This window comes from Mycobacterium sp., from assembly GCF_036490025.1.
Lineage (GTDB): Bacteria > Actinomycetota > Actinomycetes > Mycobacteriales > Mycobacteriaceae > Mycobacterium.
Window position 1 is genome coordinate 14,373 of the sequence record NZ_DASXEP010000023.1, and the last position, 13,591, is coordinate 27,963.

Consider the following 13,591-nt stretch of genomic DNA (forward strand, 5'->3'; position numbering starts at 1 on the left):
TTGTTAGCCCCCGGCGGTGATCTGCGCCGTGTGCAGGGAGACAGACCATTGGGTATGAGGAGTTCGATGTCGATCCATCCGCAGACCATTCCTGCGGCGCTGGACCACATCGCGGGTCAACTCCCCGACCACGACGCGCTGATCACGCCCGACCGGACCATCACCTTCGCCGAACTGCGTGACGACGTGCGCCGCGCGGCGGCGGCGATGATCAGCCTCGGCGTCCAGACCGGCGATCGGGTGGCGATCTGGTCACCGAACACCTGGCACTGGGTGGTCGCCTGCCTGGCCACGCACTACGCCGGCGCCACCGTGGTCCCGCTGAACACCCGCTACACCGCGGCCGAAGCTTCCGACATCCTGGCCCGCACCGGCGCCCCCTTGCTGGTGGCAATGGGCGAGTTCCTCGGAGCTGACCGAATCGCCGACCTCGACCGCTCCGCGCTGCCGGATCTGCGTCACATCGTGCGGGTGCCGATCGATGTCGACGACGGGACATGGGACCAGTTTGTGAAGCACGGAGCTGATGGCGAGGCCCTCGACGCGGCTGACGCCCGGGCCGCGGCGGTCCGCCCCGACGACGTCTCCGACGTTTTGTTCACCTCCGGCACCACCGGCCGCAGCAAAGGTGTGCTCTGTGCGCACAGGCAATCGCTGGCGGGCTCGGCGGCATGGGCGACCTGCGGCAAGATCACCAGCGACGACCGCTACCTGTGCATCAACCCGTTCTTCCACAACTTCGGCTACAAAGCCGGAATCCTGGCCTGCCTGCAAACCGGCGCCACGCTGATTCCGCAGCTGACCTTCGACGCTGATCAGGCGTTGCGTGCGGTCGCCGAACACCGGATCACCGTGCTGCCCGGACCGCCGACGATCTACCAAACGCTGCTCGATCATCCCGCCCGCAGCCGCTACGACCTGAGCTCGCTGCGGTTCGCCGTGACCGGCGCGGCGACGGTGCCGGTGGTGCTGATCGAGCGGATGCAGAACGAACTCGACATCGACATCGTGCTGACCGCCTACGGCCTGACCGAGGCCAACGGGATGGGCACCATGTGCCGCGCCGACGACGACGCGGTCACGGTGGCCACCACCTGCGGGCGGCCGATCGCCGACTTCGAGCTGCGTATCGCCGAGACAGGAGAGGTACTGCTGCGCGGACCCAACGTGATGCTCGGCTACCTCGACGACCCGGAAGCGACCGCGGCGACCGTGGACGCCGACGGCTGGCTACACACCGGCGACATCGGAAAGCTTGATGCCGCAGGCAATCTCCAGGTCACCGACCGACTCAAGGACATGTACATTTGCGGCGGTTTCAACGTGTACCCCGCCGAGATCGAGCAGGTGCTGGCACGCCTGGACGGCGTGTTGGACTGCGCGGTGATCGGTGTTCCCGACGAGCGACTCGGCGAAGTGGGCCGGGCATTTTTGGTGACGCGGCCGGAGTCCGGGCTCGACGAGCAGGCGGTGATCGCCTACACCCGTGAATATCTGGCGAATTTCAAAGCACCGCGTTCGGTGAGGTTCATCGACGCGCTGCCGCGCAACGCGGGCGGCAAGGTGGTCAAACCGCTACTGCGAGAGATGGCGCACTGATGGATCTGCAATTCGACGACGAGACGCTGACATTCCAGCAGGAGGTGCGCGAATTCCTGTCGTCGCACCGAGACGCGTTTCCGACGCATTCCTATGACACGGCAGAGGGTTTCGAGCAGCACCGTCGTTGGGACAAGGTGCTTTTCGATGCAGGCCTGTCGGTCATCACCTGGCCGGAGAAGTACGGCGGCCGCGACGCGACCCTTCTGCAGTGGGTGGTCTACGAGGAAGAGTACTTCCGTGCCGGCGCGCCGGGCCGGGCCAGCGCCAACGGTACCTCGATGCTGGCGCCGACGTTGTTCGCACACGGCACCGACGAGCAGCTGTGCCGGATATTGCCGAAGATGGCCAGCGGCGAGGAGATTTGGGCGCAGGCCTGGTCGGAGCCCGAGTCCGGCAGTGATCTCGCCTCGCTGCGCTCAACGGCGACTCGCACCGACGGCGGCTGGCTGCTCAACGGCCAAAAGATCTGGAGCTCGCGAGCACCCTTCGGCGACAGGGCGTTTGGATTGTTCCGCTCTGACCCCGAAGCGCAGCGGCACCGCGGGCTGACGTATTTCATGTTCGACCTGAAGGCCGGCGGGATCACCGTGCGGCCGATCGCCCAACTAGGCGGCGATACCGGATTCGGCGAGATCTTCCTCGACGACGTGTTCGTGCCCGACACGGACGTGATCGGCGAGGTGCACGACGGCTGGCGGGCGGCGATGAGCACGTCGAGCAACGAGCGCGGCATGTCGCTGCGCAGCCCGGCAAGGTTCGTGGCTTCTGCGGAACGTCTCGCTGAACTGTGGAAAGCTCAGGGCGACGGTCTCTTCGGCGATCAAGTTGCGGACGCGTGGATCAAAGCGCAGGCCTACCGGCTGCATACTTTCGGCACGGTGACCCGGCTGGCGGGCGGTGGTGAACTGGGTGCGGAATCGTCGGTGACCAAAGTGTTCTGGTCAGACTTTGACGTCGCGGTGCACCAGACCGCACTGGACATCCGCGGTGCCGACGGTGAACTCGCCGACGCATGGACAGACGGACTGCTGTTCGCGCTGGGCGGACCGATCTACGCCGGCACCAACGAGATTCAGCGCAACATCATCGCCGAGCGGCTGTTGGGGCTGCCCCGGGACAAAAGGTGAGATGCTGTGTTTTTTGACGTTGACGCGCAACAACGCGATTTCGCCGCCAGTATCGACGCGGCGCTGGCAGCGGCAGACGTGCCGGGCGCGGTACGCGCCTGGGCCGACGGCGACACCGGGCCCGGGCGCAAGGTCTGGGCTCGACTGGCCGACCTGGGCGTCACCGCGCTGGCGGTACCGGAGCGCTTCGACGGCATCGACGCGCATCCGGTCGACCTGGTCGTCGCGCTGGAACGACTGGGCCGCTGGGGAGTACCCGGGCCCGTCACCGAATCCATTGCGGTGGCGCCACTTCTGCTGGCCGAAGACGAGCGCTGCGCAGGGCTGGCCACCGGTGAGCTGATCGCCACCGTCGCGCTGCGGCCGCATGTGCCACGCGCAGTCGATGCCGACACCGCCGGGCTGACATTGCTGGCCGATCTGGACGGACAGGTCAGCGAAGCGCGCGCCGGCGAGCAGCATGAATCGGTCGACCTTAGCCGCCGGTTGTTCGACGTCGTCTCCGGCGATTCAACGTGGCAGGCCGATGTGGCACGCGCGTACGAGTTCGGCGCACTGGCCACCGCGGCGCAGCTGGTTGGGGCGGGCCAGTCGCTGCTGCACGCGGCGGTCGACTACGCCAAGCAGCGCGCCCAGTTCGGCCGCGTCATCGGTTCGTACCAGGCGATCAAGCACAAGCTGGCAGACGTGCATATCGCGCTCGAGCTGGCCCGGCCGCTGGTGTACGGCGCCGCCTTGTCGCTGGCTGACCGGTCGCCCGACACCGCCCGCGATGTGAGCGCTGCCAAGGCTTCCGCATCCGACGCCGCACTACTGGCCGCGCGGTCGGCGTTGCAGACCCACGGCGCGATCGGCTTCACCGCCGAGCACGACTTGTCGCTGTGGCTGTTGCGGGTACAGGCGCTGCGACCGGCCTGGGGCGACCCGGCCGCACACCGGCGACGAGTGCTGGAGGCACTGACGTGAGTTGCGCCGGCGACGATGCAGTGGGGGCACCCCCAGCCGCACAGCGGCGAGGGGGACGCAGCAATGAGGAGGAGCGGCGCCGATGACTGACGAGCGAGAGCTGCTGCGCGAGACCGTCGCAGCGCTGGTAACCAAGCATGCCTCCCCCGCCGCGGTGCGCGATGCGATGGAATCCGAACGCGGCTACGACGAATCGTTGTGGCGGCTGCTCTGCGAGCAGGTGGGTGCTGCCGCTCTGGTGGTACCCGAGGAATTCGGCGGTGCCGGCGGCACTCTCGGTGATGCGGCTGTGGTCCTCGAAGAACTGGGCAAGGGCCTGGTACCCAGCCCGCTGCTCGGTACCACGCTGGCCGAACTGGCGCTGCTGGCCGCAGACCGGCCCGATGCCGAGGTGCTGGGCGCGCTGGCCGAGGGCGCTGCGATCGGCGCGGTGGTATTCGACCGTGACTATGTGGTCAACGGCGACGTGGCCGACATCGTCATCGCGGCCAACGACGGCAAGCTCGACCGGTGGGCGGCTTTCAGTGCTGAGCCCGTCATCACCATGGATCCGACCCGTCGGCTGGCCCGTATCACACCGGAGAGCACTGCACCGCTCGGCACGGATCCCGGTGTGGACGATGCCGCGGCGATACTGCTGGCCGCCGAGCAGATCGGCGCGGCGGCACGCTGCCTGGAACTGACCGTCGACTACACCAAGGAACGTCAGCAGTTCGGTCGGCCGATCGGCAGTTTTCAAGCCCTCAAGCACCGGATGGCCGATCTCTATGTGGCGGTGCAGGCGGCGCGCGCCGTGGTGAACGAGGCCGCCGATGCACCGTCGGCGACATCGGCGGCGCTGGCCCGCGTCGCCGCCAGTGAGGCGTTCAGCACGGTGGCCGCCGAGGGCATTCAACTGCACGGCGGTATCGCGATCACCTGGGAACACGACATGCAGCTGTATTTCAAACGCGCGCATGGTAGTTCGCAACTGCTGGGCCCGCCGAGCGATCACCTGCGCCGGCTTGAATCCGAGGTGTTCGCCCGGTGACGATGCCGTGGGGGCACCCCCAGCCGCGCAGCGGCGAGGGGGACGCGCAGCGCGATGAGGAGGAGGCGGGCAACCTCCTCTAGCCTTGGCGTTATGAGCGATCACGTCGCACTGCGCGCCGGGGTCCCGCCGTTTTACGTCATGGACGTCTGGCTGGCCGCCGCCGAACGCCAGCGCAGCCACGGCGATCTGGTCAACCTGTCCGCTGGCCAGCCGAGCGCCGGGGCTCCCGAGCCGGTGCGCGCCGCCGCCGCGTCCGCGCTGCACCTCAATCAGCTCGGCTACACCGTCGCGCTCGGTATTCCGGAGCTGCGCGCCGGGATCGCCGCGTCGTATCTCGACCGGTACGGCATCGCGGTAGAGATGGATGACGTGGTGGTGACGACGGGATCGTCCGGCGGCTTCCTGCTGGCGTTCCTGTCCTGCTTCGACGTCGGTGACCGGGTCGCGGTCAGCAGCCCCGGCTACCCCTGCTATCGCAACATCCTCACGGCGCTCGGGTGTGAGGTCGTCGTGATCGAATGCGGACCGGAGACCCGATTTCAGCCCACCGCGCAGGTGCTGGCCGAGCTCGACCCGCCGGTGCGGGGCGTTGTGGTGGCCAGCCCGGCCAACCCGACCGGTACCATCATCCAGCCGGCGGAACTCGCGGCGATCGGCTCCTGGTGTGACGAGTCAGATGTCCGGCTGATCAGTGACGAGGTCTATCACGGTCTGGTGTACGACGGCGCGCCACAGACGAGCTGCGCGTGGAGCACCTCGCGAAATGCGGTCGTGGTGAACAGCTTTTCCAAGTACTTTGCGATGACGGGATGGCGCCTGGGTTGGTTGCTGGTGCCGTCGGCGCTGCGCAGGGCGGTGGACCGCCTGACCGGAAATTTCACGATCTGCCCACCCGTGTTGTCGCAGCACGCCGCGGTTGCCGCGTTCACCCCGGATGCGGTCGAAGAAGCCGATGGGCATCTGCACCAGTACTCCGTCAACCGCGCGACGCTGCTGAGCGGCTTGCGCGAGGTCGGCATCGACCGGCTAGCGCCCACCGATGGCGCGTTCTACGTCTACGCCGACGTCTCCGACTTCACCGACGATTCGATGGCGTTCTGTTCAAAGCTGTTGGCCGACACCGGTGTAGCGATAGCACCCGGTATCGACTTCGACCCGCAGCGCGGCGGTTCGTACGTTCGGCTCTCCTTTGCCGGACCTGCGGGCGATATCGACGAAGCGCTGCGCCGGATGGGGGCGTGGCTCCATCCGAACTAAGTCCGGTTTGCGCTGTTCACGTACGGTTGGGTCTCAGATCCGGCCAACGCAACGAAATTGGTAATTGGGACAATGTCGTAAGTGTAATGCGGGGCACCGGGCCCGGCCTGCGCAAACAGGCCGCCATTGATAATGGCTTCGATGATTGGGATGAGTTCAAGCCCGGCCGTGGCGACTACGCCAACGACCTCCAGAATGATCTGGAAAATATCGGCCGGGGTGACGTTCTGCACGATATTGTAGATGTTTGTCTCGACCACCCCGGTGGGGGCTTCAGCTGTCCACGGATTGCTTCCTACCGGGCAGTCGGTGTAGATGTCATTTCCGTTGCCAATTGTGTTGACAAATTCTCCCCAATAGTGCTTGGCCGTTTTGCTTACAGGTACATAGACCGCAGGCCGGAGGTCGTCGGGGCCAGCGATACCGCCGGTTACCACGCCGTCTACTTTCGCTGGATCTGGCCAGCCGGCGAAATCATTTCCGGAAGCAAACCCGGGCGTTCTGCAGGGGTTTCCCCATGTTGCCACCGCTACGATGTCTGGCCAGCGGGCGTGGCATTCCCCGCTCGGGTTGACCACGTGATCTCTCATGAAGTGCGATACGACAATGGCACCTTGGCTATACCCCAAAAGAATTATGCCGTGCCCTACAGGATTTCCCGGCGGATAAACGTCATTGACGAGTCGGATTAGCTCCCGTACACCGTCTTCGACCGACGGGCCCATCGGAAAACTGGCGGCGGGATAATTTCCTACGGGCTGCCAAAAGAATGGGCCACTGTTTCCGCTGGCGACACCAGGCAAAGCGTTTGCGACAGCGGCTGGTTGTGGCGGGGTCTGGTCCCACATATTGGTGGCGGTTCCGCTGACGGTCATGACCACGTGCTGAGCCATTTCTCCTCCTTGACGGTCGAAGGCGTCGGATTTCGGTCGGCCGGGCTCACTTGCGAAACTACCCCGGGAATACGACTTTTGCCTGGAGGCCACTCAGTCGTGCGGCGGTTTCTCCCACGAAACGCCCACCTGCACCGCCTCTTCCAGCGCGAGCATCCCATCGTGGCGCACTGGTCAAGATCGCATACGTCCGCATCGGCGGCAAGTTACGCCGCACGAGCCTCCACCACGCTGAGCGGCGAAGCAGTCTGCACTACCCGCGTCAGCCGGAATCCGGCTTGGCTGAGCAGGTTTCGATACTCAAGAGCAGTGCGCTCGCGGGCCGCCAAATTCAGCAGCATCTCCAAATCGGCCCATTTTCCCGGGAAGTCCCGGTCGTGGTCGGGGATCACCAATTCGACCAGCAGGACGGCGGCGCGGGGGCCGGCTGCGGCGCGAACATTGCGCAGGATCTGCACCGCCTTCTCGTCGGGCCAATCGTGCACGATGTTCTTCAGTAGGTAGGCGTCGCCGCCGTCGGGAATGCTGTCGAAGAACGACCCCGCCTCGATACGTACTCGATTAGCTACATCGTTCTGGCACAAGATCTTTTGCGCTGACGAGACGACCGTGGGCAAGTCGTACAGCACGCCCCGTGAGCCCGGCGTCACCGCCAGGACGGCGGCCAGTAGTGAGCCGTGCCCGCCGCCGACGTCGACGATGGTGGGATATCCGCTGAAGTCGTAGCCGGCCACCACGGAAGCATCTGTCAGCTCGGAAATGCTGGCCATGGTGCGGTTGAAGAGTTCGGCGTGCCCGGGATCCTCGGCGAAGTAGTCGAAGCTCTCCTTGCCGTGCAATACCGGCACGACAGATGTTCCGCTTCTGATCGAGTCCGCCAACAGAGTCCACCGTTCGCGTTGCTCACGGGATCCGTAGAACTGGGCCGCCCACGTCATCGACACCTCCGCATGCGAACACAGGGTCCGGGCAAGAGAATTCAGCTCGTAGCGGGCGTCGCGTCGATGACGAAAGACACCCCGCCCTATCAATGCGCGTAGCAGTCGGCGCAGTGCGTCCGGGTCGGCATCCACCTTCGCCGCCAACTCCTCGATCGTCAACGGCCCATCGGCGAGCGCGTCGGCGACGCCCAATTCGGCGGCGGCCGTGATTGCCTGCGACAACCAGCTCGCAATGATCATCTCCATCATCGCCGCGGGCGCGGGCGTCAACGCCTGGTTGAATCGATACAAATGATGGCGGACCCACTCCACGGCGCGGGCTGCTGAGGCGGGCGGCACCCTGGCGGTCGTCGACATCACCGCACCTCGGCGAGGGACGCGCGGCTGACCTCAGCGGAGATATCGCGGTGGCTGACCCAGCCGAGAAACCTGGTCAGGGCCCACGTCGTGAGGCGGTCCGGGATCAGCGCCGCGGGTCGCAGCACGGACTCGCTGCGAGACACCTGCTGCGTGGTCACCCAGGACACGGCCTGGACCTTGCGCCGCCGGGTGGTCTCATACCAGCGCAGCGCGGCGGCGATATCGCCGTACCCTCCTCGCATATCCGACAGCGCCTTACGCAACACCATCGCGTCCAGCAGCGCCTGATTGGTCCCCTGCGCAAGCGTGGGCGGCATGGTGTGCGCGGCGTCGCCGAGCAACGTCACAGCACCTTTGCCGGGGTGGGGAATCGGGTGCCGAAAATGCGGGAACGGCGACGGCATCAGATCGTCGTCGGTCAAAGTCGAGAGCACCTCATCGACCACATCGGACCAACCGGCAAAATGCGACCGGATCATCTCGATCGGTTTGTGGGGCCTGAGAAAGCTTGGCGACCAGGGTAAGTCGAACCACCATTGCAGATCGGTACCTCCGGCCGGCCAGAGGCCGAGGTTGCCGTGCTCGCCGATCATCATCGTTGCGACGCGGGGGTCGGCAATGTCGGGCAGGGTGACAAGGCCTTGCCAACTGCACCACCCGGTCGGCTTCGCCGGCAGCCCACCGACGACGGTGCGAACCACCGAGTGCAACCCGTCCGCGCCGATCAGCAGATCTGCGTGGTCCCAGCAGCCATCGTCGAAGTCGACCCGGACTCCGTCTTGTCTGCTGACCACCCGGACAGCACGCGAGCCGCACCGGATGCGATCGAGCGGAAAGCCTTCCAGCAGTCGTTCCAGCAGAATTCGACGTGGCACCATCCGAACCGGCGCGCCCAGCCGGTTCACCATCGCGTCGAGGTCCATGGTGGCAACCGGGCGACCGGTGGATGTCATGACTCGCACGGCAGACAGCAGCTGGCCGGCTCCGGTCATGTCGACCCCGAGCTGGTCGAGGACTGTTGCGCCGTTGGACCAGATGGTCACGGCTCCGCCGCCTGCCGTCACGTTCGGTCGCTGGTCGAAGACGGTGACGTCGTGTCCGTCGCGCAGCAGTCCGCGGGCGGCGGCGATGCCGCTCACGCCCGCTCCTACAACCAGGATCCGAAGTTTCAATCGATGTCCCGCCCTAGTCCTCGGCGTGCCGTTCGTAGTCCCACCGCTCCAGCCGAGCCTGCAGCTTCACCAGGCCGAACCCCACGAAGGGCGTGGCGACCCAGAAGTAGACCATCAGCAGCGAACTCATCTCACAAACCTCTCTCAAACCTACTGCTACCACGCGATACTTCGACGAAAAGTTCACCGCGGCGCCCAGCATCCCCGAAATGATCGACTTCGCGGACCTGCCGACCGGAGTCCAGCTTCCGAAACGACATACCCGCAATGACAAAATGAGCCGGTGAGCCTGGTTATCTCCGACCATGAGCGGGCTGCGCTGGCCGAGCTTGCACAATTCCCACTGTTCGCCGCGCTGACCGGACGACGTTCGCGTCGCTTTCCGGTCGGCGGGCGGATACCTACCGGCGCGCTGGCCTACACCAGTCGTCGACCTGTCCAACCGCTGTCGGAAGTCGAGCGGGCGCTGCTTATTTCGGTCGCCGCGGGGGTGACGGGATGGAATTTCGGGATCAGCCACCACCCTGGCTATGCGCCGTCGTTTCCCAACTACTCGGGAAGCGCGACCGGCCGGACCTTTCCGTCGGCCGCAGGCTTCCATACCAGCCAGCTGTTCTTCACCGACGACACCGGCACCTACCTCTTACCTAGCCGCGACGAGCATCCCCGCGAATTCGACACCATCGAGGCGTGGATCAGCCACACGGCGGCGTCCTACCGGCGTATCTCGGCAGCTCGTCTCGAATTGCCGCGCGAAGAGCCGCACATGGAAGGACACAACATCTGGATCGCCAACCATCCGGGCAGCCTGCTGGCGTTCCCGGTTGCCGATCTCGCCGAGCACCTGATGGAGAACCTGTGGTTCTTCGCGGCCAACGGCTACCCGATCGTCGACGACATCACTGGCCGCAATATCCCTGGCCTTGAACGGTTTTCGTTGCTCCACTCGGACGATCCGCTTCCGTTGTCGTTCGTCGAACAATACACGATCACCGAGGCCAGTGCGGAACTGGCGATCGCCGCCAACAACGGGGTGCTGGCATTGCAAGCGATGGGTCTGGGCGGCTGGACCTACGACGGGCTCAACAGATTGTCCGTGCTGGGTGGCTCCGGTGATCCGCGGGCGCCAGGGTTGGGTTTCGTCGCCGACGACGACGAGCGCTGGCCCTTCCCCAACGTCACCGGGCTGCCTGGATACTTCGAGACGCTCAGCCCACCGCATGTGCCGTCGGTAGCCGCGGGGGTAGAGAAGCTGGTCGCACGAAAGTATGGTCCCGGCGGCCCATTTCACCCGGATACACCTGGCCCGTGGTCGGATACCCCCAAGGTTCGCGGCTCCGCGCTGCCACCGGAGGCCACTCAGGAGGTGGTGACGGCCGAAGCGTCCTACATCTATGACAGCTTCGGGAAACTGCCCGCCACGGTGCCGACTGTGCACGTCCTGATGTACCTACAGGCCCAACACCTCGACACGGACTTCTACGACGAATTATTCGGGACTGGTGCCTATTTGGGCACGCACGCCGAACACCAAGACCGCTGGCACCGACGCTAGACAGACTGGCCGGCACGGGGCTGACAGCCGACCGGGGCAAAGGAGTCCGGGTCCGCGCTTTCCCAATCCGAGCGCCAGGTGCCCGGCGCATGATTGAGCAGCTCGGCCGGCGCCAGCCATTCGAAAAGCTCCGCGTACGAACGCTGCTCGGTGGACGATAGCCGCTTGCGCAGCATGTGCGGGTTGAGCATCGATGGGTCGGAGACCCCCATCGATGCCATGATGCGCATCGCCTGGGCGATGGTTGCCTGCTGGTAGCGGTACACGCGTTCGCTCTTGTCGGCGACGTCGAGAGCTCGCGCCCGACGCGGATCCTGAGTCGCGACGCCGACCGGGCAGTGGTTGGTGTGGCACCGCTGAGATTGGATGCAGCCCGTCGCCATCATCATCGATCGCGCCGAGTTGGTGTAGTCCGCGCCTTGGATAATGCGTTTGACGATGTCATTTCCGGTGGCGACTTTGCCGCTGGCCCCGATTCGTATCTTGTCCCGCAGCCCCGCGCCGACCAAGGCGTTGTGGACGATCATCAATCCGTCGGTGAGCGGAAGGCCAATGTGGTCTTCGTATTCCAGTGGCGCCGCGGCGGTTCCGCCTTCGGCGCCGTCGACGATGATGAAGTCAGGCGTCACGCCTTCCGCCAGCATCGCCTTGCACATTGCCAGCACGTCGACCCGGGAACCGACACACAGCTTGAAGCCCACCGGTTTTCCGCCGGCCAATTCTCGCAGCCGCGCCACGAACGTGATCAGTTGACGCGGCGTGTGAAACGTCGAATGCGCCGCCGGGCTGACGCATTTCTCGCCTTTCGGAACGCCTCGATAATTCGCGATCTCTGCGCTGACTTTGGCGGCGGGAAGCACACCACCAATGCCGGGCTTGGCGCCCTGGCTCAACTTGAGCGATATGCATTTGACCAGATCGTGAGCCGCCTTGTCCGCGAACTGACCCGGATCGAAAGCACCGTCTTCGGTACGGGTACCGAAATAGCCGGAGCCGAGCTCCCAGACCACGTCGGCGCCGCCAAGGTGATAGGGGGTCAGGCCGCCTTCGCCGGTGTCGTGGGCAAACCCGCCCTTGCGGGCGCCGTTGTTCAGTGCGCGCAGCGCGTTGCCCGACAATGCGCCGAAGCTCATCCCCGAGACGTTCATCAGGGCCATGTCATACGGTCGCGTGCAATCAGGCCCGCCAATCCTCACCCGGTACGGATCGGTGGGTGGTTCGACCGGGGCCGTCGAATGCACCAGGTACTCGTAGCCGGGCTCGTCGATGTCGCGTTCGGTCCCGTACGCCTGTTCGGCGGCGGTGCCCTTGGCCCGCTCGTAGACCAGCGAGCGGACGTCACGGTCGAAGGGGCGTCCGTCGAAGTTGGGCTCGATGAAGTACTGCTGTATCTCCGGGCGCAGCGCCTCCAGCAGAAACCGCATATGCCCCAATACCGGGTAGTTGCGCAACACCGAGTGCTTACGCTGGACGAGGTCGTAGATGCCCACGGCCGCGATGACCGCGATCATGACAGCAGGAATCCACCAGCCCCATGGCCCCACAAAAGCCGCGGTCAGCAATGCCCCCGCCATAGCCGTCAGCAATGCGACCAAACCAAATCGGATCAACCCAGCCCGCCTCCTGCGCCAGAATGTTCACTGCGAGCGTAGCCGTCAACGCGAAATGTCAATCCGGTAGTCGGACCCCATCAGTAGTGGACGCGGAAGCCGCCGATGAACCAGATCTTGTTGCCGTCAGGGTCGCTAAGCGCCGACAGGCGCACGCCCTTGTTGGCGTCGACGATCTCGCCGGGCGCGAGACCACGCTGTTTCAGCTCGTCGATATGCGCGTCGAGATCCTGGACGGCGAAGTTGACGACTGTTGAGCCTGCATGTTGATCGTCGATGAATACCTGGACCCACCCACCCGGAACCGCCTGCCACTCCACGAGGTTGGGCATTGGGTTGTTGTCCGGTTCTCGTCCGAACAATGTCTCGTACCAGCGCCGACTCCGCTCCAGGTCGGTGACCGGAACAACCGCCAACAGATGCGCGATTGACATCTATCCCCCTTCGGCAGGTCTCACAAGGTCAGACCTGCCGAGAGGACAGAACTCATCGCGGAGGAGCCGAACCGGTCAGAGCCAGGTGTCCTGGGTGGTCGTGGTGAGGAATGCTTCCAAGTCGTCACGCCATTGCGCCGGCGTGGTCTTGTCCGGCTCGATGCCGGTGTAATCGCCGCGATAGAACAGCAGCGGCCGCGGCTTGATCTTCGGAACCTCGGATAGCGACGTCACCGAGCCGAACACCACGAAGTGGTCGCCACCGTCATGCACGGAGGCCACCGTGCAGTCGATGTAGGCCAGCGATCCGTCGATGATCGGCGAGCCCAAAGGTGATGCGGTCCAATCGATGCCGGCGAACTTGTCCGGCTCCTTGGAGCCGAAGCGCGCCGAAACGTGCTGTTGGCTCTCGGTCAACAGATTGACGCAGAATTTACCGGTGGCCTCGATGGCCTTCCAGGACCGCGAGACTTTGGTCGGACAGAACAGCACCAGCGGCGGCTCCAACGACAGCGCCGCGAAGGACTGACACGCGAATCCGACTGGGACGTGGTCGTGCACGGTGGTGATGATCGTGATCCCGGTGCAGAACTGACCGAGCACACTGCGGAACGTGCGGGCGTCGATCTGCTCGGTCATTT

At 65.1% G+C, this 13,591-nt stretch carries 12 protein-coding genes; 6 read left to right on the plus strand and 6 right to left on the minus strand.

Translation table 11 applies throughout. The features are described from left to right. Positions 1-66 precede the first annotated feature (66 nt). The 5 genes from fadD3 (at position 67) to VGG53_RS02510 (ending at position 5,985) form a co-directional block, all read left to right on the plus strand. A complete protein-coding gene (gene fadD3 / locus VGG53_RS02490; RefSeq protein ID WP_331516411.1) occupies positions 67-1,599 on the plus strand; it encodes a 3-((3aS,4S,7aS)-7a-methyl-1,5-dioxo-octahydro-1H-inden-4-yl)propanoate--CoA ligase FadD3 in 1,533 nt (510 codons plus the stop codon). Continuing rightward, positions 1,599-2,729 (plus strand): acyl-CoA dehydrogenase family protein, encoded by a 1,131-nt coding sequence (locus VGG53_RS02495; protein ID WP_331516412.1) that lies wholly within the window; start codon positions 1,599-1,601, stop codon positions 2,727-2,729. Before fadD3 ends, VGG53_RS02495 begins: the two co-directional genes overlap by 1 nt. A gap of 6 nt (positions 2,730-2,735) precedes the next feature. Beyond that, positions 2,736-3,695 (plus strand): acyl-CoA dehydrogenase, encoded by a 960-nt coding sequence (locus tag VGG53_RS02500; protein ID WP_331516413.1) that lies wholly within the window; start codon positions 2,736-2,738, stop codon positions 3,693-3,695. An 82-nt stretch (positions 3,696-3,777) separates the two neighbouring features. Beyond that, entirely contained in the window at positions 3,778-4,725 is a 948-nt protein-coding gene (locus VGG53_RS02505) for an acyl-CoA dehydrogenase family protein (RefSeq protein WP_331516414.1), read from the plus strand. Positions 4,726-4,818: 93 nt separating this feature from the next. Beyond that, positions 4,819-5,985 carry a pyridoxal phosphate-dependent aminotransferase gene (locus VGG53_RS02510; protein ID WP_331516415.1) on the plus strand — a complete coding sequence of 389 codons (1,167 nt, stop codon included), beginning with the start codon at positions 4,819-4,821 and terminating at the stop codon, positions 5,983-5,985. Here the strand turns inward: VGG53_RS02510 and VGG53_RS02515 are convergent. The 3 genes from VGG53_RS02515 to VGG53_RS02525 all read right to left on the minus strand — a co-directional run bounded on the left by VGG53_RS02515 (position 5,982) and on the right by VGG53_RS02525 (position 9,339). Next, the gene (locus tag VGG53_RS02515) at positions 5,982-6,878 is read right to left on the minus strand and encodes a PE-PPE domain-containing protein (RefSeq protein WP_331516416.1); all 897 of its coding nucleotides are present in this window, start codon (positions 6,876-6,878) and stop codon (positions 5,982-5,984) included. The two genes, VGG53_RS02510 and VGG53_RS02515, sit on opposite strands and share 4 nt — an antisense overlap. A 206-nt stretch (positions 6,879-7,084) precedes the next feature. Continuing rightward, the gene (locus VGG53_RS02520; RefSeq protein WP_331516417.1) at positions 7,085-8,176 is read right to left on the minus strand and encodes a methyltransferase; all 1,092 of its coding nucleotides are present in this window, start codon (positions 8,174-8,176) and stop codon (positions 7,085-7,087) included. Further along, positions 8,176-9,339, minus strand: a complete 1,164-nt coding sequence (locus tag VGG53_RS02525; RefSeq protein ID WP_414688863.1) for an FAD-dependent oxidoreductase — start codon at positions 9,337-9,339, stop codon at positions 8,176-8,178. The genes VGG53_RS02520 and VGG53_RS02525 overlap by 1 nt, the downstream gene beginning before the upstream one ends. Positions 9,340-9,634: 295 nt before the next feature. Between VGG53_RS02525 and VGG53_RS02530 the strand changes: the two genes are divergently transcribed. Further along, on the plus strand, positions 9,635-10,906 hold the full coding sequence (locus VGG53_RS02530; RefSeq protein WP_331516419.1) for a hypothetical protein: 1,272 nt from the start codon (positions 9,635-9,637) through the stop codon (positions 10,904-10,906). Here VGG53_RS02530 and VGG53_RS02535 read toward each other — a convergent pair. The 3 genes from VGG53_RS02535 to hsaB form a co-directional block, all read right to left on the minus strand. Next, positions 10,903-12,516 carry an FMN-binding glutamate synthase family protein gene (locus VGG53_RS02535; protein ID WP_331516420.1) on the minus strand — a complete coding sequence of 538 codons (1,614 nt, stop codon included), beginning with the start codon at positions 12,514-12,516 and terminating at the stop codon, positions 10,903-10,905. The two genes, VGG53_RS02530 and VGG53_RS02535, sit on opposite strands and share 4 nt — an antisense overlap. Before the next feature lie 80 nt (positions 12,517-12,596). Next, positions 12,597-12,950: a VOC family protein gene (locus VGG53_RS02540; RefSeq protein WP_331516421.1), complete on the minus strand. Its 354-nt coding sequence runs from the start codon at positions 12,948-12,950 to the stop codon at positions 12,597-12,599. Between the two features lie 75 nt (positions 12,951-13,025). Then, on the minus strand, positions 13,026-13,589 hold the full coding sequence (hsaB, locus tag VGG53_RS02545) for a 3-hydroxy-9,10-secoandrosta-1,3,5(10)-triene-9,17-dione monooxygenase reductase subunit (protein WP_331516422.1): 564 nt from the start codon (positions 13,587-13,589) through the stop codon (positions 13,026-13,028). Between the last annotated feature and the right edge of the window lie 2 nt (positions 13,590-13,591).

Coding starts and splice junctions, on each gene's coding strand:
- fadD3 (WP_331516411.1), top strand. CDS start 67: ATGTCGATCCATCCGCAGACCATTCCTGCGGCGCTGGACCACATCGCG.
- VGG53_RS02495 (WP_331516412.1), top strand. CDS start 1,599: ATGGATCTGCAATTCGACGACGAGACGCTGACATTCCAGCAGGAGGTG.
- VGG53_RS02505 (WP_331516414.1), top strand. CDS start 3,778: ATGACTGACGAGCGAGAGCTGCTGCGCGAGACCGTCGCAGCGCTGGTA.
- VGG53_RS02510 (WP_331516415.1), top strand. CDS start 4,819: ATGAGCGATCACGTCGCACTGCGCGCCGGGGTCCCGCCGTTTTACGTC.
- VGG53_RS02515 (WP_331516416.1), bottom strand. CDS start 6,878: ATGGCTCAGCACGTGGTCATGACCGTCAGCGGAACCGCCACCAATATG.
- VGG53_RS02520 (WP_331516417.1), bottom strand. CDS start 8,176: ATGTCGACGACCGCCAGGGTGCCGCCCGCCTCAGCAGCCCGCGCCGTG.
- VGG53_RS02540 (WP_331516421.1), bottom strand. CDS start 12,950: ATGTCAATCGCGCATCTGTTGGCGGTTGTTCCGGTCACCGACCTGGAG.
- hsaB (WP_331516422.1), bottom strand. CDS start 13,589: ATGACCGAGCAGATCGACGCCCGCACGTTCCGCAGTGTGCTCGGTCAG.